At 69.4% G+C, this 18,462-nt stretch carries 16 protein-coding genes; 11 read left to right on the top strand and 5 right to left on the bottom strand.

The window, feature by feature from the left end; genetic code table 11:
* Positions 1-2 precede the first annotated feature (2 nt).
* Both BSY19_RS21070 and BSY19_RS21065 read right to left on the bottom strand, forming a co-directional pair.
* Positions 3-299 (bottom strand): BrnA antitoxin family protein, encoded by a 297-nt coding sequence (locus BSY19_RS21070; protein WP_069055851.1) that lies wholly within the window; start codon positions 297-299, stop codon positions 3-5.
* Complete coding sequence (locus tag BSY19_RS21065) at positions 296-538, bottom strand: BrnT family toxin (RefSeq protein WP_069055850.1); 243 nt, start codon at positions 536-538, stop codon at positions 296-298. The genes BSY19_RS21070 and BSY19_RS21065 overlap by 4 nt, the downstream gene beginning before the upstream one ends.
* 393 nt (positions 539-931) lie before the next feature.
* Between BSY19_RS21065 and BSY19_RS21060 the strand changes: the two genes are divergently transcribed.
* The 6 genes from BSY19_RS21060 to recN all read left to right on the top strand — a co-directional run bounded on the left by BSY19_RS21060 (position 932) and on the right by recN (position 9,107).
* Positions 932-1,867: a cell division protein FtsQ/DivIB gene (locus BSY19_RS21060; RefSeq protein WP_236840419.1), complete on the top strand. Its 936-nt coding sequence runs from the start codon at positions 932-934 to the stop codon at positions 1,865-1,867.
* The gene (gene ftsA / locus BSY19_RS21055) at positions 1,864-3,192 is read left to right on the top strand and encodes a cell division protein FtsA (RefSeq protein ID WP_069055848.1); all 1,329 of its coding nucleotides are present in this window, start codon (positions 1,864-1,866) and stop codon (positions 3,190-3,192) included. The genes BSY19_RS21060 and ftsA overlap by 4 nt, the downstream gene beginning before the upstream one ends.
* Before the next feature lie 137 nt (positions 3,193-3,329).
* On the top strand, positions 3,330-5,018 hold the full coding sequence (gene ftsZ, locus BSY19_RS21050; RefSeq protein ID WP_069055847.1) for a cell division protein FtsZ: 1,689 nt from the start codon (positions 3,330-3,332) through the stop codon (positions 5,016-5,018).
* 311 nt (positions 5,019-5,329) lie between these two features.
* Positions 5,330-6,277, top strand: coding sequence for a UDP-3-O-acyl-N-acetylglucosamine deacetylase (gene lpxC / locus BSY19_RS21045; protein WP_069055846.1), 948 nt, complete (start codon positions 5,330-5,332; stop codon positions 6,275-6,277).
* A gap of 166 nt (positions 6,278-6,443) precedes the next feature.
* The gene (locus BSY19_RS21040) at positions 6,444-7,361 is read left to right on the top strand and encodes an outer membrane protein assembly factor BamD (protein ID WP_069055845.1); all 918 of its coding nucleotides are present in this window, start codon (positions 6,444-6,446) and stop codon (positions 7,359-7,361) included.
* A gap of 60 nt (positions 7,362-7,421) precedes the next feature.
* A complete protein-coding gene (gene recN / locus BSY19_RS21035) occupies positions 7,422-9,107 on the top strand; it encodes a DNA repair protein RecN (protein WP_069055844.1) in 1,686 nt (561 codons plus the stop codon).
* Between the two features lie 7 nt (positions 9,108-9,114).
* Here the strand turns inward: recN and aidB are convergent, their stop codons facing one another.
* Both aidB and BSY19_RS21025 read right to left on the bottom strand, forming a co-directional pair.
* Positions 9,115-9,942 (bottom strand): AidB family quorum-quenching N-acyl homoserine lactonase, encoded by an 828-nt coding sequence (aidB, locus tag BSY19_RS21030; RefSeq protein WP_069055843.1) that lies wholly within the window; start codon positions 9,940-9,942, stop codon positions 9,115-9,117.
* A gap of 88 nt (positions 9,943-10,030) precedes the next feature.
* Complete coding sequence (locus BSY19_RS21025) at positions 10,031-10,384, bottom strand: hypothetical protein (protein WP_150129683.1); 354 nt, start codon at positions 10,382-10,384, stop codon at positions 10,031-10,033.
* Between the two features lie 386 nt (positions 10,385-10,770).
* Between BSY19_RS21025 and BSY19_RS21020 the strand changes: the two genes are divergently transcribed.
* The gene (locus tag BSY19_RS21020) at positions 10,771-12,981 is read left to right on the top strand and encodes a DEAD/DEAH box helicase (RefSeq protein WP_069055841.1); all 2,211 of its coding nucleotides are present in this window, start codon (positions 10,771-10,773) and stop codon (positions 12,979-12,981) included.
* A 261-nt stretch (positions 12,982-13,242) separates the two neighbouring features.
* Here the strand turns inward: BSY19_RS21020 and BSY19_RS21015 are convergent, their stop codons facing one another.
* A complete protein-coding gene (locus BSY19_RS21015) occupies positions 13,243-14,046 on the bottom strand; it encodes a DUF2189 domain-containing protein (protein ID WP_069055840.1) in 804 nt (267 codons plus the stop codon).
* Between the two features lie 211 nt (positions 14,047-14,257).
* Between BSY19_RS21015 and ligA the strand changes: the two genes are divergently transcribed.
* The 4 genes from ligA to BSY19_RS20995 all read left to right on the top strand — a co-directional run bounded on the left by ligA (position 14,258) and on the right by BSY19_RS20995 (position 18,412).
* Positions 14,258-16,414, top strand: a complete 2,157-nt coding sequence (ligA, locus tag BSY19_RS21010; RefSeq protein ID WP_069055839.1) for an NAD-dependent DNA ligase LigA — start codon at positions 14,258-14,260, stop codon at positions 16,412-16,414.
* A 99-nt stretch (positions 16,415-16,513) separates the two neighbouring features.
* Positions 16,514-17,377, top strand: a complete 864-nt coding sequence (locus tag BSY19_RS21005; protein ID WP_069055838.1) for an AraC family transcriptional regulator — start codon at positions 16,514-16,516, stop codon at positions 17,375-17,377.
* Positions 17,378-17,390: 13 nt separating this feature from the next.
* Positions 17,391-18,116, top strand: coding sequence for an AzlC family ABC transporter permease (locus tag BSY19_RS21000; RefSeq protein ID WP_069055837.1), 726 nt, complete (start codon positions 17,391-17,393; stop codon positions 18,114-18,116).
* The gene (locus tag BSY19_RS20995; RefSeq protein ID WP_069055836.1) at positions 18,113-18,412 is read left to right on the top strand and encodes an AzlD family protein; all 300 of its coding nucleotides are present in this window, start codon (positions 18,113-18,115) and stop codon (positions 18,410-18,412) included. The genes BSY19_RS21000 and BSY19_RS20995 overlap by 4 nt, the downstream gene beginning before the upstream one ends.
* Positions 18,413-18,462 lie beyond the last annotated feature (50 nt).

The raw sequence follows: 18,462 nt of genomic DNA, 5'->3' as shown, positions 1-18,462 counted from the left end.
CGTCAGGCGGCCGTTCGCTGCAGCCACTCGCGCAGCGCGTCGTTGACCCGCGACTGCCAGCCCGGGCCGGACGCCCGCAGTCGTTCCACGAGGTCGATATCGAGCCGGATCGAAACGGCCTCCTTGGTCCTGGCGGGGCCGCGCTTGCGCAGGCCTTCCTGAAGTGCCGCGTGGATGGCAGGCATGGCCTCCTGCATCGGTCGCAGACCCGCGAGTTCCGCATCCGTCAGCTCGGGACTGTCGACGGCATCCCAATCCGCCTTCTCGTAACCCCGCCCGGGAACGAATGGCTTTGTCATAGGCTGCTCCTCTCGCGGCTTGAGGCTGGTCGCATGCTGATGACGGACAAGGCCTCGGTCCCCAGCGTCACAAAGACCACCGTCACGACGCCGTCCAACTGTCCCACCGCCATCAACCGGCCATCCCGGGCGGGCCCGACGCGGGCCTCTGCGAAGAAGCGCTCATCGAGCGCAGCGAAATCCATCCCGTGTTTGTCGAGATTCGCCAGTCTCTTAGGCTCATCCCACAGGATCTTCATAATCCCGTATATACAAGATTGCGGGGCTGGCGGCAATGACTGGCATGTCGCTCGGTCGCCGGGCGTGCCCTCGATCCTGCAGCCCGAGGCCAAATCCGACCTTGGAAGAAACGCGGGAATCCGCTCCCGATCCCCATCTCCCGAGCGCATCCTTTACCAAAAATTTACCAGCAGATCGAAGAGTGGGCGTTAACGGCGCATCAAGCAATCGGGTGCCGGGACGTCTGCAGAACCGATCTCCGTCAGGGCTTCGAAACAGCGTGTTTCGCCCCTGCGGAAAGGCTCCCGATGGCCCGGCGTGACCGAATCGGCTCAGCGCCGCCCTGGCTGCCCATGCGGGCTCAACTTCGGTGAACGCGTCACATGGATGGTGGAGGACGCCTCCCTCGATCGGTGAAGACAACGGCGGCGGTTTCCGCTGCGCGTCTGCCGGTCCCGGCTCCCGGGCCGCAGCTGCTCGTCGGCGAGCGGCAGGGGCGCTGGCTGCGCCGATCGCGCCGCAGTGCGGTCTCCGTGCCCCTGGCCCAGCGCATGCCGCGCCGGTTGGGCACCTGGATGGCGCTCGGTTTCCTCGGCCTGAGCATCGGGACCGGGACGCTGCTGGGCGGCCATTTCGAGACACTGCGGGCCAATTACGGCGAGCCGCATCACATGCTGGCCCGCTTCGTCGGCTTCGGCATCGATCGCGTCACGATCTCGGGCATCGCCGAGCTCTCCGAGGTCGAGGTTCTCGTCGCGGCCGGGATCGATCCCAAGACCTCGCTGGCCTTCTTCGATGCCGACCAGGCGCGCAAGCGCCTCGAATCCGCACCGCTGATCCGCGAGGCCACGGTCCGTAAGCTCTATCCGGGCGAGGTCGCGATCACGCTGGTCGAGCGCGAGCCCTTCGCGCTGTGGCAGGTGAAGGGCGAGCTGTTCGTGATCGCCGCCGACGGGACGGTGATCGACAAGATGGATGACGGGCGCTTCGCCCATCTGCCGCTGGTCGTCGGTGTCGACGCCAACAACCGCGCCCGCGAATACATCGCCCTGCGCCGCGAAGCCGGCCCGATCGCCGCGCAGATCCGCGCGGCGACGCTGGTGGCCGGCCGGCGCTGGAACCTGAAGCTCGACAACGGCATGGATGTGCGCCTCCCCGAGGCGGAGCCGGCCGCGGCGGTGAAGCGGCTGGCGGCCCTCCAGGCCGACTTCCGGATCTTCGACAAGGATTTGCTGGCAATCGACCTGCGCCAGCCAGACCGGGTCGTCATGCGGCTCACGGAGGAGGGCGCCGCCGCCCGCGCCGAGCAGCTCAAGAGCAAGACCAAGAAGAAGGGAGGCGAAGCATGAACCACGTCACCTCCCAGGGCCTGACGCCGCGGATGCGTCCGCTCTCGTCGCGCAAGCGCGCGACCTTGTCGATTCTCGACATCGGCACGAGCAAGGTCGTCTGCCTGATCGCCGAGCTGAACCCGGCCGAGGCCAATGAGCGGCTGCGCGGCCGCACCCATGTCGCGCGCATCATCGGCATCGGCCACCAGCGCTCGCTCGGCCTCAAGGGCGGCGCGATCATCGATCTCGAAAGCGCCGAGAAGGCGATCCGCGCCGCGGTCGACGCCGCCGAGCGCATGGCCAAGGTCGAGGTCCAGTCGGTCATCGTCAACCTGACCGGCGGGCGCCTCGCCTCGCAGCACTACGCGGCCAGCGTCGATCTGCGCGCCGGCTCGGTCGGCGACGGCGACGTCAAGCGCGTGCTCGCCCATGCCGCCACCCATGCGCTGCGGCCCGGCAAGGCCGTGCTTCATGCCCTGCCGACCGGCTATGCGCTGGACGGCGTGCCGGGCGTGCTCGATCCGCGCGGGCTGATCGGCAGCAAGCTCTCGGTCGACATGCATGTCGTCGCCAGCGAGGCCTCGGCCGCGCGCAACGTCATGCTGGCGGTCGAACGCTGCCATCTCGAGGTCGAGGCGGTGGTCGCGACCCCCTATGCCTCTGGTCTGTCCGTGCTCGTCGACGACGAGGCCGAGATGGGCGTCGTCGTGGTCGACATGGGCGGCGGCACCACCAGCCTCGGCGTGTTTTCCGGCGGCCACCTGATGCATGCCGACGCGATCGCGGTCGGCGGCAACCACATCACCATGGACGTGGCGCGCGGGCTCTCGACCCGTGTCGCGGCCGCGGAGCGGCTGAAGACGCTGCACGGCTCCTGCATTTCCAGCGCCTCCGACGAGCGCGACATGATCTCCGTGCCGCAGGTCGATGACGACGAGCGCGACACGCCCAACCACCTGCCGAAGTCGCAGCTGGTGCGGATCATCAAGCCGCGCGTCGAGGAAATCCTCGAACTGGTGCGCGACCGCCTGACCCAGGCCGGCTTCTCCGCCCAGGCCGGCCGTCGCGTCGTGCTGACGGGCGGGGCCTGCCAGCTCACCGGCCTGCCCGAGGTGGCGCGGCGGATTCTCGGCGGCCAGGTCCGCACGGGCCGGCCGCTCGGCATCAAGGGCCTGCCCGAAGCCGGCAAGGGGCCGGCCTTCGCGGCGGCCGTCGGCCTGCTGGTCTACCCGCAGGTGGCCTATGTCGAGCATTTCGAGCCCCGCGCGGGCGCGGCCTATTTCGCCACCGGAACCGACGGGTATTTCTCCCGCGTCGGGCGGTGGCTGAAAGAGAGTTTCTGAGCGGACGGCCGTCAGGCCCTCCGTTCGAAAGCAGAGTGAGTACCGGCGAGCCCGCGCGGCGGGGAAGCCACGGCGTCGAATGTAGCAATCGGGACGGCTCCCGCCAGGCGCCGGACAAGGGATCAAAAGAGGCAACCATGGCGATGAATCTGCAAGCCCCGGACATCCGGGAACTCAAGCCCCGGATCACGGTGTTCGGCGTCGGTGGCGCCGGGGGCAATGCGGTCAACAACATGATCGAGGCCGGTCTCGACGGCGTCGATTTCGTGGTTGCCAACACGGATGCCCAGGCGCTCGCGCTGTCACGGGCCTCGCGCATCATCCAGATGGGCCTGCAGGTGACCGAGGGTCTCGGCGCCGGCTCCCAGCCCGAGGTTGGCCGCGCGGCTGCCGAGGAGGTGATCGACGAGATCCGCGACCATCTCGCCGGCGCCCACATGGTCTTCATCACCGCCGGCATGGGCGGTGGCACCGGCACGGGCGCGGCCCCGGCGATCGCCCGCGTCGCCCGCGACATGGGTATCCTGACGGTCGGCGTCGTCACCAAGCCGTTCCAGTTCGAGGGCCATCGCCGCATGCGCATGGCCGAGGCCGGCATCAGCGAGCTGAATGAGGCGGTCGACACGCTGATCGTCATCCCCAACCAGAACCTGTTCCGTGTCGCCAACGAGACCACCGGCTTCGCCGACGCCTTCGGCATGGCCGACCAGGTGCTCTACTCCGGCGTCGCCTGCATCACCGACCTGATGGTCCGCCCCGGCCTGATCAATCTCGACTTTGCCGACGTGCGCGCCGTGATGCGCGGCATGGGCAAGGCGATGATGGGCACCGGCGAGGCGCAGGGCGACAAGCGCGCGCTGAACGCGGCCCAGGCCGCGATCAACAACCCGCTGCTCGACGACGTCTCGATGAAGGGCGCGCGCGGCCTGCTGATCTCGATCACCGGCGGGCGCGACATGAAGCTCTACGAGGTCGACGAGGCCGCCACCCGTATCCGCGAGGAGGTCGACTCCGAGGCCAACATCATCGTCGGCGCCACCTTCGACGAGGCGCTGGAAGGCATCGTGCGTGTCTCGGTCGTTGCGACGGGCATCGACAAGCCGGTCACGACGCAGGCCGAGATGGACGAGACCGAGGCGCGCATCGCCCAGGTCGCCGAGCGCCTGAAGGCCGAGGCCCGCCTGCGCACCGCCACCCCGGCCCGCCAGGCCGCTCCGGCGCCGGCGCCGGTCGCTCCCGAGGCGCCGCTCGAGCTGCGGATGCCGCACGCAATCGACAGCGCCCCGCGCGGCCTGCCGGAGGACATCCGCATCGCTCCGGCGCAGCCGCGCCCGGTGATGGCCGCCGCGGCTCCCGAGCCCGTGCATCAGCCCGAGCCCGCCCCGATGCTCGAAGAGAGCTTCATCCCGCCGATGCCGGAGCGTTCGGTGGTGCGTCCGACCCGCATGCCCCGCGTCGAGGATCTGCCGATTCCGGCGCAGGCCCAGATCGCCGCCCATCGCGGCGCCCAGGCTGCGCCGCCGCCGCCCAGCGTCGCCGACCAGAAGCGCATGTCGCTGATGCAGCGCCTCGCTTCGGTCGGGTTCGGCCGCAAGGAAGAGGAGGCGGTCGAGGCCCAGCCGGCTGCGGTGCGCCAGGCTCCCCAGCCTCCGGCCATGCCGCAGGCTCCGAGCGCGGCCCATGCCGAGTACATGCGCCGCCCGGCGGCGCCGGTCGCCCGCCCGGCCCAGGGTCAGCTCGACCCGCATGGCCGCGCCGCACCGAATCGGACCAGCGAGGAGGATCATCTCGAGATCCCGGCCTTCCTGCGTCGGCAGGCCAACTGAGCGCCCGCCCGGCTCTCACGGGCTGTTACACCGTCCCGGCGCGCCTCCTGCGCGCCGGGATTTGCCTTGTCGAAAACGATAACGATTCCAATCTGATAGAGTCCCTCTGCGCGTTGCGGTGTCCTGTAACAGAGCGAAAGAAAGCGTGATTTTGTGACCATGCTCGGAAAGCTTATGTTGCGGCTGCACCACGACAGACGGGAGCCGGGCCGCGCCCTCTCCTGGACTCAGGACGCATCGCAGACGAACTGCCCCGTCGGGGAAATGCCCCGATGAAACGGCGTCGTTCGCGATCAGGATTGGATACCGGAATGAGCTTCGATCGGCAGACGACCCTGCGGGCCCCCGTTACCCTGACCGGGATCGGTGTCCATTCCGGAGCTCCCGCAACGATCTGCCTCAAGCCCTCCAGCGCCAATTCCGGGATCGTGTTCCTGCGGCAGGGCCTCGAGAATGCGCCCGCCCAGCTGATCCACGCCAAGCACACCAAGGTCAGCGCGACCGAGCTGTGCACCGTCATCGGGGATCGCGCCTCCGCCTCCGTCGCCACGATCGAGCATCTGATGTCGGCCTGCGCCGGTCTCGGCCTCGACAACGTGCTGGTCGAGATCGACGGGCCGGAAATGCCGATCATGGACGGCAGCGCCGCCGAATTCGTCGCCGCGATCGAGACGACCGGCCTGGTCGGGCTTGCGGCGCCGCGCCGCTATCTGCGCATCCTGCAGCCGGTGCGTGTCGAGCATGGCCGCGCCTTCGCCGAGCTGCTGCCGGCCAAGAGCGGGTTCCGCCTCGATGTCGAGATCGATTTCGACACCACGGTGATCGGCCGTCAGCGCAAGGTCTTCGACCTCGAGGCCTCGGCCTATGCGCAGGAGATCGCCCGCGCCCGCACGTTCGGCTTCATGCGCGATGTCGAGCAGCTCTGGAAGGCGGGCTTCGCGCTCGGCGCCTCGCTCGACAACACCGTCGCCGTCGGCGACGACAAGGTCATCAATCCCGAGGGGCTGCGCTACGGCGACGAGTTCGTTCGCCACAAGGTCCTGGATGCGATCGGCGACCTCGCGCTGGCGGGCTATCCGATCGTCGGCGAGTTCCGCTCCTATTGCGGCGGGCATCGCATGAATGTGCGGATTCTGGAGGCGCTCTTCGCCGACCGCGCCAATTACGCCATCGTCGAGGCCGAGCCGGTCTATGCCGCGCCGCGGGCCGTGCAGATGGCTGCCGCCGCGCCTGCGGCCTTCGCGCCGGACGTGCACTGAGCGCTTCGCGCTCGCGCGCCTTCCTGTTGCCGGTTTTCTGTCGAATAGACGTCCCTGCCGCCGTGGGCTCCTGCTTTCGGCAGTGGCGCGCCATCGGCGTCTGAGGTAAGGCATGCATCCCCACCGATGCGGGGACGATGACAAGAGGACGGACGACGTGAGCGTCATGCGGCTGAAGAACCCGACATCCAAGCGCGCCGGATCGATGGCGAAGGGCCCGGCCCTCGCGCTCGGCGCCGCCCTGCTGCTCGGCGGCTGCGACACCGTCTCGTCGCTCAATCCCTTTGATCGGCCCGAGGTCTACAAGCCCGAGGTCAAGGAGATCGTCCCGGCCGACCGGCTCTACAATGAAGGGCTCGCGCGCCTGCAGAACGGCGACAGCGAGGGCGCCTCGAAGAAGTTCGACGAGATCGACAAGAGCGCGCCGTTCTCACCCTTTGCGCGCAAGGGGCTGATTCTCGCCGCCTACACCAATTACCAGGCGGCGAAGTGGGAGGAGACGATCACCGCCTCCAAGCGCTTCATCGCGCAGAACCCGGCGAGCCCGGATGCGGCCTATGCGCAGTATCTGATGGCGATGTCCTATTTCAACCAGATCCCCGATGCGACGCGCGACCAGGAGCGGACCCAGCTCGCCATCGCCGCCTTCGAGCAGCTGATCGAGCGATATCCGAAGTCCGAATATGTGCTCGACGCGAAGGAGAAGCTCCTCGTCGCGCGCGACCAGCTCGCGGGCAAGGAGATGAATGTCGGGCGCTTCTATCTCGAGAAGCGCAACTATACGGGTGCGGTGAACCGCTTCCGCGACGTCATCATCAAGTACCAGACCACGCGTCACGTCGAAGAGGCGCTGATGCGCCTGACGGAAGCCTATATGGCGCTCGGCATCACCAACGAGGCGCAGACCGCCGCAGCGGTGCTGGGCCACAACTTCCCGGACAGCCCGTGGTACAAGGACGCCTATGTCCTGCTCGAGAGCGGCGGCCTGCAGCCGCGTGAGGACCGTGGTTCCTATATCAGCCGCGCCTTCCAGGGCTTCTCGCGCGCGGTCACCGGCATCGTCGGGTTCGGCGGGCGGAGCTAGTTTCGCCGGCCATGAGGGTCGTCTGCGCATGCCCCGCTTCCTGAGCCTGCGCTGAGTGCCATGCTGGTCCAACTGTCGATACGCGACATCGTCCTGATCGACCGTCTCGACCTGACGTTTCGTGACGGCCTGAGTGTGCTCACCGGCGAGACCGGCGCCGGCAAGTCGATCCTGCTCGACGGGTTCGCGCTGGCGCTGGGTGGGCGCGGCGATGGCGGCCTCGTGCGCCATGGCGAGACGCAGGGCCAGGTCAGCGCCGTATTCGACCTGCCGCATGAGCATGGCGCCCGCAAGCTGGCTCAGGCCCAGGAAATCGACACCGACGGCGATTTGATCCTGCGCCGCGTGCAATATGCCGACGGGCGCACGCGCGCCTTTGTCAACGACCAGCCCGTCAGCGTGCAGATTCTCAGGATGATCGGCGCCGCGATCGTCGAGATCCATGGTCAGCATGACGACCGCGCGCTGACTGACCCGGCGCAGCATCGCCTGATTCTGGATGGTTTCGCCGGGCTGGAGGCGCAGGCGGAGTCCGTCATCGCCGCCAGCGAGACGCTGAAGCGCGCGCGCCAGGCCCTGCAGGCGCAGCGCATGCGCGTCGAGGCGGCGCGCAAGGAGGCGGATTTCCTGCGCCATGCCGTCGCCGAGCTCGGCAAGCTCGCGCCCAAGCCGGGCGAGGAGGAGGCGCTCGCCGCGCAGCGCCAGGGCATGATGCAGGCCGAGAAGGTCGCCCGTGACCTGATAGATGCGCATGAGGCGGTGGCCGGGCAGGGCTCGCCGATTTCCGCGCTCTCGGCCGTTCTGCGTCGCCTCGAGCGCCGGGCCGGACAGGCGCCGGCGCTGATCGATCCCTCGCTGGCTGCGCTCAACACCGCGATCGTCGCGCTGGAGGAGGCGGGCGAGACCCTGTCGGCCGGGATGCGTGCCGCCGAATACGATCCGCGCGAGCAGGAGCGCGTCGAGGAGCGGCTCTTCGCGCTGCGTGGCGCGGCGCGCAAATACGACGTGCCGGTCGAGGGGCTGGTGCCGCTGGCGCAGAGCATGGCGGCCGATCTCAGTGCACTCGACGACAGCGAGATTTCGCTCCGACGGCTGGAAGAGGACCTCGTCCGGGCCGAGGCCGCCTATGTCGGGCTGGCGGGCAAGCTGTCCGCCGCCCGCCAGAAGGCGGCGGCGAAGCTCGACGCGGCCGTCAAGGCCGAATTGCCGCCGCTCAAGCTGGAACGGGCCCGCTTCATCACCCGGATCGACAGCGACGAGACGGCTCGGGGGCCGGAGGGCTTCGACCGAGTCGAGTTCTGGGTCGAGACCAATCCGGGGACACGGCCCGGCCCGATGATGAAGGTGGCATCGGGCGGCGAACTCTCGCGCTTCATGCTGGCGCTGAAGGTCGTTCTGGCCGAGCGCGGCTCGGCCCCGACATTGGTCTTTGACGAGATCGACACCGGGGTCGGCGGCGCGGTCGCGGACGCCATCGGCGAGCGGCTGGCGCGGCTCGCCGGCAAGGTCCAGGTGATCTCGGTGACGCATGCGCCGCAGGTCGCCGCCAAGGCCGCCCAGCATTTCCTGATCGCCAAATCGGCGCTGCCGGGCGACGCCGCCTCGCGCACGGTGACGCGCGTGACCGGACTGGAAGACGAGGCGCGGCGCGAGGAGATCGCCCGCATGCTGGCCGGCGCGAGCATCACCGAAGAGGCGAGGGCGGCCGCCGGGCGGCTTCTGGAGGCGGCCGGGGTGCGGGGGTAGTTCTCGCTCAGGCGGCGGGCACCAGTTCGAAGGCGTTCCCGACGCGCCTGACGGTCTTGAAGCCCTCGACATGACCGCCGGACACGATCCAGCCCTGATCGCTCGCCCGCCCGAGGATGTCGCGACGCGTCGCGACCGCGACCGCGCCGTCGAAATCGAAGACGAGCCCGACATCGGGATCGGCCGCCTGCAGCGTTTCGAGATGGACCGCATCGCCCCAGAGCAGCAGGTCGCGCCCGCCATTCTCGATCAGATAGCCGCCCTGGCCATGGGTATGGCCGGGCAGCGGGATCAGCGTCACGCCCGGGAGGATGTCACCGGAGGGGGCGATGGTGTCGACGCGCTCGGGGTAGAGGCGCAGCAGCGTCTCGGTGATGGCGAAGCCGCCGCGACGGTTTTCGGGCGTGCTCAGGCGCTTGTCCGCGTCGGTGAAGAAGCTGAGCTCGGTGGCCGGCACGAGGACGCGCGCATTGGGGAAGTAGGGCGTCTCGCCAGCGAACAGGCCGAGTGCATGGTCGCCGTGGAGATGGGTGATCAGAATGCGGTCGATGCTCTCGCGTGTCACGCCGAGCGTATCGAGGGCGGTGCGGGCATGGCCATAGGCCTCGCCCCAGGACGTGCCTGTCCCCGCATCGACGAGGGTGATGCCGCCGGGCCCGCGCAGGACGAAGCAGTTGACGACGATGCGCAGTGTCGGCCGGCCCCATGTCGCGATGGCGCCGTCGCGCGCGGCCGGGCCGGAGGCATGCGTCAGCACGTCGATGGGCGCCTCGTAGAAGCCGTCATGCAGGATCGAGACGTCGTAACGGCCGAAGCGGCGTGTCTGATGATCCATGAAAACCGTCCCTGCTCCGCAGAAACCCGATCACAGCGCAGGGCGTCGCGCCTTGGCAAGGCGGTGCGCCGGGCGGTCGCCATGTGCCTCAGTTCTGCGGAATGAACTGCGCGTCGCTGATGGTGAAGGCGCCCTGCGCCGAGGCGACCGTGAACTCCAGCGCGCCGCGGCAGCCGGCCGGGGCGGCTGCGCCGGGCTTCGCGCCGCCACTGGCGCAATGGCGTTCGAGATAGGTGATGGTGTCCTGTGGCATGCCGGCATCGTCGAGGCGCACCGTGCCGCTGGCGTCGTGGGCGAGGCCGCCGCGGGCCATGGTGAAGCCGGAGACGGTGACGTTCTCGACGCGGACGAAGAGCCCGGCGAGTTCGGCCCGGCGCTGCTTGACCTCCGCCAGCGTCATCATCTGCGCGCCGTCCTGGGCGTGAGCCTGCGCGCTTGCCATCAAGATCCCCGCCACAATCGCCCACCGCATCCGCATCGCTCTCCCTGCAAGCGGCGGCGGGATCGCGCGACGGGCCTGAGTCGTCAAGGGCAAGCCGATCAACCCCGCTCCGTCATTCCGGGCGAGCGAAGCGAAGGCCCGGAATCCATCGTCGGGCACTGCGCTCTATGATGGATTCCGGAGCGGCGCCGCTGGCGCGGCTTGTCCGGAATGACGGCGCATTTGGATCGTGGAGCGTATCCTTTAAGGGTGCGATTGCCATCCCGGTTTCTTTCTGTCGCCATTTGCGCTATGAGCCCCACAATCGATGGCTGCGCCCTGCGCCCGTCGCCGACATCCTGCGCCGTCATTCCGATTCCGCGCCGTAACCCTAGGCCCTCTGTCCCATGTCCTTCCTGACCTCGAGTGCGCCGCTCGCGCGCGCGCTCGCCGAACGCAATTATTCCGAACCGACGCCGGTGCAGAGCGCCGTGCTGGAGCCGTCCGCCGCCGGGCGCGACCTACTCGTCTCGTCGCAGACCGGCTCGGGCAAGACCGTCGCCTATGGGCTCGCCATCGGCGCGACGCTGCTCGGCGAGGCCGAGGCCTTCGGCCGTGCGGCCAAGCCGCTCGCCCTGATCATCGCGCCGACGCGCGAACTGGCGCTGCAGGTCCAGCGCGAGCTCGCCTGGCTCTACAAGCACGCCAATGCCCGCATCATCGCCTGCGTCGGCGGCATGGACCCGCGCCGCGAGGCCGCCCTGCTCGACGAGGGCGCCCATGTCGTCGTCGGCACCCCCGGCCGCCTGCGCGACCATATCGAGCGCCATCGCCTCGATGTCTCGGCGCTGAAGGCCGTCGTGCTCGACGAGGCCGACGAGATGCTCGACCTCGGCTTCCGCGACGATCTCGAATTCATCCTGAAGACCACGCCGGCCGAGCGCCAGAGCCTGCTGTTCTCGGCGACGCTGCCCAAGGCGATCATCCAGCTCGCCAAGAGCTACCAGAACGATGCGCTGCGCATCGAGGTCGCCGCCACGCCCGGCGGCCATGCCGACATCGAGTATCGCGCGATCCGGGTCTATCCGAAGGAAGCCGAGCTCGCGGTCGTCAACCTGCTGCGCTTCCATGATTCGCCGTGCTCGCTGGTGTTCTGCAACACCCGCAACGCGGTGCGCCATCTCGAGGCGATCCTGCTGGAGCGCGGCTTCTCGGCCGTGGCGCTCTCGGGCGAACTCTCGCAGAGCGAGCGCAATTCGGCGCTGCAGGCGCTGCGCGACGGCCGGGCGCGCGTCTGCGTCGCCACCGACGTCGCCGCCCGTGGCATCGACCTGCCGGGGCTGACGCTGGTGATCCATGCCGAACTGCCCAACGATCCCGAGGTGATGCAGCATCGCTCCGGCCGCACCGGCCGTGCCGGCAACAAGGGCACGAGCGTGCTGCTGGTGCCGCCGTCGCGCCGCCGCAAGGCCGAGATGCTGCTGGCCGAGGCCAAGGTCGAGGCCGTCTGGGCCGGCCCGCCGACGCAGGACGAGATCCGCGCGCTCGACAAGGAGCGGCTGCTGAACGACCCGATCCTGACTGGCGAGCCCGGTGAGGTCGACGCCGCGATGGTCGAGGCGCTGATCGCCGGCCGCTCGGTCAACGAGATTGCGGCCGCGCTGGTGCGGATCTACCGCGCCCGCCTGCCGGCCTCCGAGGAGGTCGGCGACCCGAACTTCGCCCGCGACGAGCGCCGCCCGGCCCGGGCGCGTGAGGATTATGCGCCGCGCGAGGGCGCGCGGTTCGGCGAGAACCGCGACGACAGCCCGCGTTCCGACGCGCCGCGCCACAAATCGGGCCCGCGTGGCGACACCGTCTGGTTCCGCCTCAGCGTCGGCCGCAAGGACGGCGCCGATCCGCGCCAGCTGCTGCCGATGATCTGCCGCCGCGGCAAGATCACCCGCGACGAGGTCGGCGCGATCCGCATCTTCGACAAGGAGACCAAGGTCGAGATCGACGCCGATGTCGCTGAGCGCTTCTACGAGCTGGCCAAGGCCGTCGACCGCGACAAGATCGTGATCGAGCCGGTGACCGGCGAGGACGAGCGCCGCCCGGCCAAGCCCTTCGCCGAGAAGGCGAGCCATGCGCCCGCGCCCTATGCCAAGCCCGAGCGCGACGGCGATGCGCGCCCCGCCCGGGCCTACGAGAAGAAGCCCTACGAAAAGAAGCCGTACGAGAAGAAGCCCTATGAGGGCGGGGACCGGAAGCCCTACGCCAAGAAGGCCTATGAGCCCAAACCCTACGAGGCCAGGCCCGAGGCCAAGCCTTACGAGGGCGGCGAGAAGAAGCCCTATGAGGGCAAGAAGAAGGCCTATGAGGGCAAGTCCAAGCCCTTCGGCGCGGCCAAGGCCTATGACCCGGTGCGCAGTGACCGCGAGGCGCTGTCGGACCCCAATGTCTCGTTCCGCTCAGGGCCAAAGCCTCGCTTCGACAAGCCTGGCTTCGACAAGCCGGCCGGCGACAAGCCCTATGGCGAGAAGAAGCCCTATGCGCCGAAGCCCTTCGGCGCCGGCAAGTCGGGCGCCGGCAAGTCCTTTGCGGGCAAGGCGCCCTTCAAGGGCAAGAAGCCGCGCTGAAGCGCGGCTCGCCCGATCGTCGGCCCGATCGCCGGGCGGTGTCCGCCTTCCTCAGCGCAGGCCGAGGAAGGACAGGATGGCCAGGACGACGACGATCAGGCCGATGATGTAGATGATGCTGTTCACGGAACTGCCCCCGGTTCGGCGGCAGGGCCTTGCGCCCTCCGCCAGGTCGATGATGGGGAGTGAACCGCGTCTTCGTGCGAATGTTCCCGCTTTCGCGTGAAGCCTCGCGATCGCAGCGTCAGGCGAGGCCGGCTGTCAGCCGTCCACGACCTTGCGGTAGAGATGCCAGCTCGCATGGCCGAGCACGGGCATGACCACGATCAGGCCGACGAGCAGCGGCAGACAGCCGAGCACGAGCAGCCCGCTCACCATCAGCCCCCAAATCATCATCACGCGCGGGTTGCGCTCGACCGCGGCGATCGAGGTGCGCACTGCGGTCGCGACGTCGATCCGCCGGTCGATGATGTGCGGGAAGGACACCACCGAGATCGAGAAGGCGACGATCGCGAAGAGCAGCCCGACCGCGTTGCCGACGACGATCATCGTCCAACCGTCGCCGGTGGTGAAGACGGCGCGCAGGAAGTCCAGCGTCGAGACATCCGCAGGCAGGCCGAGCAGGCCCTGGTAGATGAACCAGGCACAGGCCAGCCAGGCGAGAAAGAGCCCGGTCAGCATCGCGCCCAGAAGCAGGATCTGGCCGATCGCCGGTGAGCGCAGCAGCGCGAAGGCGTGTTCCCAGCCCGAATCGAGCTGGCGCTCGCGCCGCCGGCTGATCTCGTAGAGTGCGATCGCCGCGAAGGGCCCGAGCAGGGCGAAGCCGCCGAGCAGCGGGAAGAGCAGCGGAAAGACGTTGAAGCTCACCGTCGCCTGCGCCAGCAGCACGCCGATGATGGGATACATCAGGGCGACGAAGGCGAGGTGGCTCGGTTGCGCCTTGAAATCCTCCCAGCCCAGCCTCAGCGCGTCGCGCAGGTCGGCGGTGGTGATGGTGTTGACGCGCGGCAGGGCGGGCGCATCCTCGCGCGGAACGCTGTGCAGATGGACGTCGAGATTGGCCATGGCGTGTCTCCCGGTTGCGGCCCGGTTCGCCTTGCAGCCCTTTGACGCGATCCTTGGGTCAACGGCCTGAAGGCGTCGAGCTTCCAATTCCCAGCGATGGCAGGATAGCCGAAATGGTCAGCCCTGTCGCAGGCGGTGCGAACACGAATGCGGGATGAAGGACAGCCCTCCTGACTTCCCACGACGCCGGATTCTCGCCTAATGAGGGCGCATGAGTGAGCCCGAAGACATCCCCGTCGAGCAACTGACCTCCCGCCAGGCCCGGGCCGAGCATAAACGGCTGGCCGAGGCGGTGGAGGCGGCCGACATCGCCTATCACCAGAACGACGCGCCGGAGATGGACGACGCGGCCTATGACGCGCTGCGGCGCCGGCTGGTGGCGATCGAGGCGGCGTTTCCGGCGCTGAAGGCGGCCTCGTCGGCCAGCACCACAGTCGGCGCCAAGGCGTCGGGCAAATTCGCCAAGATCCGCCACCGCGTGCCGATGCTCTCGCTCGACAACGCCTTCACCGACGAGGCGGTGGCCGAGTTTGTCCAGCGGGTGCACCGCTTCCTCGGCCGCAAGGACGAGGACCCCATCGCCTTCACCGCCGAGCCCAAGATCGACGGGCTGTCGCTCTCGCTGCGCTATGAGAAGGGCGCGCTCGTCCATGCCGCGACGCGCGGCGATGGCGAGGAGGGCGAGGACGTCACGGTCAACGCCCGTACCATCGCCGAGATCCCGCAGACGCTCGCCGGTCCCGGTGTGCCGGATATCGCCGAGGTGCGCGGCGAGGTCTATCTGGGCCATGCCGATTTCGCGGGGATCAACGAGCGCCAGCGCGAGAAGGGGCTTCCCGAATTCGCCAATCCGCGCAATGCGGCGGCGGGCTCGCTGCGCCAGCTCGACGCCACGATCACCGCCTCGCGGCCGCTGCGCTTCTTCGCTTATGCCTGGGGCGAGATGCCGGAGCTGCCGGCGCCCACCCAATCGGGCGTCGTCGAGGCGTTCGGCCGCTGGGGCTTCCGCACCAATCCGCTGATGGCGCGCTGCGAGACCGTCGAGGCGCTGATCGCGCATTACCGGCTGATCGAGAGCCAGCGCGCCACGCTCGGCTACGACATCGACGGCGTCGTCTACAAGGTCGACGAACTCGCGCTTCAGGCGCGGCTCGGCTTCGTCTCGCGGGCGCCGCGCTGGGCGATCGCGCATAAATTCCCGGCGGAACTCGCGACCACGGTGCTGGAGGCGATCGAGATTCAGGTCGGGCGCACCGGTGCGCTCTCGCCCGTGGCGCGCCTGCGCCCGGTGACGGTCGGCGGCGTCGTCGTCACCAATGCGACGCTGCACAATGAGGATTACATCCGCGGCTACGATTCCAAGGGCGAGCGCATCCGCGATGGCGAGCCGCCCGACATCCGCGTCGGCGACACTGTCACGGTCAAGCGCGCCGGCGACGTCATCCCGCGGGTGGCGGCGGTCGATCTGTCGAAGCGGCCGGCGGATGCAGCTCCTTACGCCTTTCCGACGCTCTGCCCCGCCTGCGGCAGCCATGCGACGCGGGAGATCAATCCGCGATCTGGCAAGGAGGATGCGGTGCGCCGCTGCACCGGCGGGCTGATCTGCCCGGCCCAGGCGGTCGAGCGGCTGAAGCATTTCGTCGCGCGCGATGCACTCGACATCGACGGGCTCGGCGACAAGCAGATCGAGTTCTTCCATGGCGATCCCGACCTGCCGGTGAAGGAGCCGGCCGACATCTTCACGCTCGCCGCGCGCGACGCCGCCAATCTCAAGAAGCTGAAGGACAAGGAAGGTTTCGGCGCGCAGAGCGTCGCCAAGCTCTTCGCCGCGATCGAGGAGCGCCGGACGCCCCCGCTCAACCGCTTCATCTTCGGGCTCGGCATCCGCCATATCGGCGAAACCAATGCCCGCCTGCTGGCGCGCCATTACGGCTCCTTCGAGGCCCTGCGGGCGGCGGGGCTGGCGGCGGCCGACCCGGCCTCGCCCGAGCGGCAGGAACTCGACGCGATCGATGGCGTCGGGCCGACCGTGGTCGAGGCGCTGACCGACTTCTTCGGCGAGCCGCACAACGAGGAACTGCTCGACCGGCTGCTCGCGCAGGTGACGCCGCAGCCGCTGGAGGCGGTGGCGTCGGCCAGCCCCGTCGCCGGCAAGATCGTGGTCTTCACCGGCGCGCTCGAGCGCATGACCCGCGACGAGGCCAAGGCGATGGCGGAACGCCTCGGGGCCAAGGTGGCGGGCTCGGTGTCCTCCAAGACCGACCTGCTGGTGGCGGGACCCGGCGCGGGCTCGAAGCTGAAGGATGCGCAGAAGCACGGCGTCGAGGTGATCGACGAGGCCGGCTGGTTCGATCTCGTCGGGGGCTGAGGCCTTCGCCATCGGCCCGTCCGGCCAATCGCCCAGGCTGATGCGCCCGATCACTTTTCTTCAAGACGCTCCCGGCGCGATCGGGTTTAACCTCGCGCCATGGATCTGATCACGCAGGAACAGGCGCTGGCCGAGACGCCGCTGAGGGCGGGAGAGCGCGCGCATCTCTTCGCCGCCCGCCGCTTCGACGGGCTGGAGTTCCTGGCGGCGACCTTCCGTACCCATGCCTATGCGCCCCATGCCCATGACACCTATGCGATCGGGACGATCCTGAGCGGCTGCGAAATCTGGCATGCGCGCGGCCGGAGGCTCTATGCCGGGCCCGGCGATCTCGTGATGAACCAGCCGCTCGATGTCCATGACGGGGCGCCGAGCGAGGGCGGCTATCGCTACCGGATGAGCTATCCCGGCCTAGACCTGATGCGCGAATTGGCCCTGTCGCTGACCGGGCGCGAGAGCCCCGGGACGCCCTTCTTCCGCGAGCCGGTCGTGCATGATCCCGACGGCGCGGCGCTGTTTGCCGCCGCCCATCGCCTGCTGGAGGAGGGCCCGGATGCGCTTGCGGGCGAGGAGGCGTTGCTGCGGGCCTTTGCCGCGATGCTGGTGCGCCATGCCGATCTCGGCCCGCGCTCCGTCGGGCGCGAGCCCGGCCCGGTCGACCGGGCGCGAGCGCTGATAGAGGCCCGGCATGACGAGGACCTCTCGCTCGCCGAGATCGGCGCCGCGGTCGGCCTGCCGCGTCACCATCTGATCCGCGCCTTCCGGGCTGAGACCGGGCTGACGCCGCATGCCTTCCTGGTCGATGTGCGGGTGCGACGCGCGCGGGACCGCCTGCGTCGCGGGGAGGCACCGGTTGCGGTGGCCGCCGCCACGGGGTTCAGCGACCAGGCGCATCTCACCCGCGCCTTCAAGGCACGGCTCGGCGTGACGCCGGGCGCCTTCCGCGCCGCCCATCTCTCCTGAAGGCACCATCACGATGTCCACCTTGCGCGACGATGCCCGGCGGGGCCTCAGTGACATCTGGCCGGCCATGCTGGCGGCCGTGCCGATCGGCCTTCTGCTCGGCGCGCTGGCCGCCGGGAAGGGCCTGTCTCCGCTGGAGACGCTGGTGATGGGCGCATTGGTCTTCGCCGGCGGGGCGCAGTTCGCGGCGGTCGAACTCTGGGCGACGCCGGCGCCCATCGGCGCGATCGTGTTCTCGACGCTGCTGATCAATGCCCGCCATGTGCTGATGAGCGCCTCGCTGGTGCCGAAGCTCGCGGGCTTCTCGCGCGGGCAGACGGCGCTCGGGCTCTATTTCATGGCCGACGAGAACTGGGCGCTGGCCGAGAAGCGGGCGCGCACCCACGCTCTGACGCCGGCCTACTGGTTCGGGATGGTGGTGCCTTTCGTGACCTGCTGGGTCGCGACCTCGACGCTCGGCGCGGTGATCGGCGCCGCGCTGGGCGATCCGCGCCGCTTCGGGGCCGATTTCGCCTTCACCGCGCTGTTCATCGCGCTGGTCGCCGCCTTCTGGAAGGGGCGGGTGACGTTCTGGACGGTTGCCGCCGCGGGGCTCGCCTCGGCGCTGACCTACCGGCTGTTCGGGCCGCCCTGGCATGTGCTGGCGGGTTCGCTCTGCGGGCTCGCCGCCGCCTGGTTCGCGGCGGGTTCGGCCGGCTCGGCCGGGGAGGCCGAGCCCGCACCCGAGGCTCGCCCATGACCCTCGACCCGCACAATCTGCTCGCCATCCTGGGCATGGCGATCGCGACCTATGCGACGCGCCTCGCCGGGCTCGCGCTCGCCGGACGGCTCCAGCTCTCGCCGCGCGCCCAGGCGGCTTTCGATGCAATCCCGCCGGCCGTGCTCGTCGCCGTCATCGCGCCGAGCGCGCTTGCCACCGGCTGGCCGGAGACGGTCGCCGCGCTGCTGGCCGCGCTCGCCGCCACGCGCCTGCCGCTGCTCGGCGTCGTGGCGGTCGGCGTCTCGGCGGTGGTGGCGTTGCGGGCGCTGGCCTGACGCGGCCTGCGTCAGATCATGCCGCCGAGCCAGCACCACAGGGATGTCGC

It is taken from the genome of Bosea sp. RAC05 (assembly GCF_001713455.1).
Taxonomy (GTDB): domain Bacteria; phylum Pseudomonadota; class Alphaproteobacteria; order Rhizobiales; family Beijerinckiaceae; genus Allobosea.
Note: the sequence above shows the minus strand (reverse complement) of the source record. Positions and strands in the feature narration are given on the sequence as shown.

What these genes read in the sequence shown, in the direction of transcription:
- BSY19_RS21070 (WP_069055851.1), bottom strand. Translation starts at nt 299, where the DNA reads ATGACAAAGCCATTCGTTCCCGGGCGGGGTTACGAGAAGGCGGATTGG.
- BSY19_RS21065 (WP_069055850.1), bottom strand. Translation starts at nt 538, where the DNA reads ATGAAGATCCTGTGGGATGAGCCTAAGAGACTGGCGAATCTCGACAAA.
- ftsA (WP_069055848.1), top strand. Translation starts at nt 1,864, where the DNA reads ATGAACCACGTCACCTCCCAGGGCCTGACGCCGCGGATGCGTCCGCTC.
- ftsZ (WP_069055847.1), top strand. Translation starts at nt 3,330, where the DNA reads ATGGCGATGAATCTGCAAGCCCCGGACATCCGGGAACTCAAGCCCCGG.
- lpxC (WP_069055846.1), top strand. Translation starts at nt 5,330, where the DNA reads ATGAGCTTCGATCGGCAGACGACCCTGCGGGCCCCCGTTACCCTGACC.
- BSY19_RS21040 (WP_069055845.1), top strand. Translation starts at nt 6,444, where the DNA reads ATGCGGCTGAAGAACCCGACATCCAAGCGCGCCGGATCGATGGCGAAG.
- recN (WP_069055844.1), top strand. Translation starts at nt 7,422, where the DNA reads ATGCTGGTCCAACTGTCGATACGCGACATCGTCCTGATCGACCGTCTC.
- aidB (WP_069055843.1), bottom strand. Translation starts at nt 9,942, where the DNA reads ATGGATCATCAGACACGCCGCTTCGGCCGTTACGACGTCTCGATCCTG.
- BSY19_RS21025 (WP_150129683.1), bottom strand. Translation starts at nt 10,384, where the DNA reads ATGGCAAGCGCGCAGGCTCACGCCCAGGACGGCGCGCAGATGATGACG.
- BSY19_RS21020 (WP_069055841.1), top strand. Translation starts at nt 10,771, where the DNA reads ATGTCCTTCCTGACCTCGAGTGCGCCGCTCGCGCGCGCGCTCGCCGAA.
- BSY19_RS21015 (WP_069055840.1), bottom strand. Translation starts at nt 14,046, where the DNA reads ATGGCCAATCTCGACGTCCATCTGCACAGCGTTCCGCGCGAGGATGCG.
- ligA (WP_069055839.1), top strand. Translation starts at nt 14,258, where the DNA reads ATGAGTGAGCCCGAAGACATCCCCGTCGAGCAACTGACCTCCCGCCAG.
- BSY19_RS21005 (WP_069055838.1), top strand. Translation starts at nt 16,514, where the DNA reads ATGGATCTGATCACGCAGGAACAGGCGCTGGCCGAGACGCCGCTGAGG.
- BSY19_RS21000 (WP_069055837.1), top strand. Translation starts at nt 17,391, where the DNA reads ATGTCCACCTTGCGCGACGATGCCCGGCGGGGCCTCAGTGACATCTGG.
- BSY19_RS20995 (WP_069055836.1), top strand. Translation starts at nt 18,113, where the DNA reads ATGACCCTCGACCCGCACAATCTGCTCGCCATCCTGGGCATGGCGATC.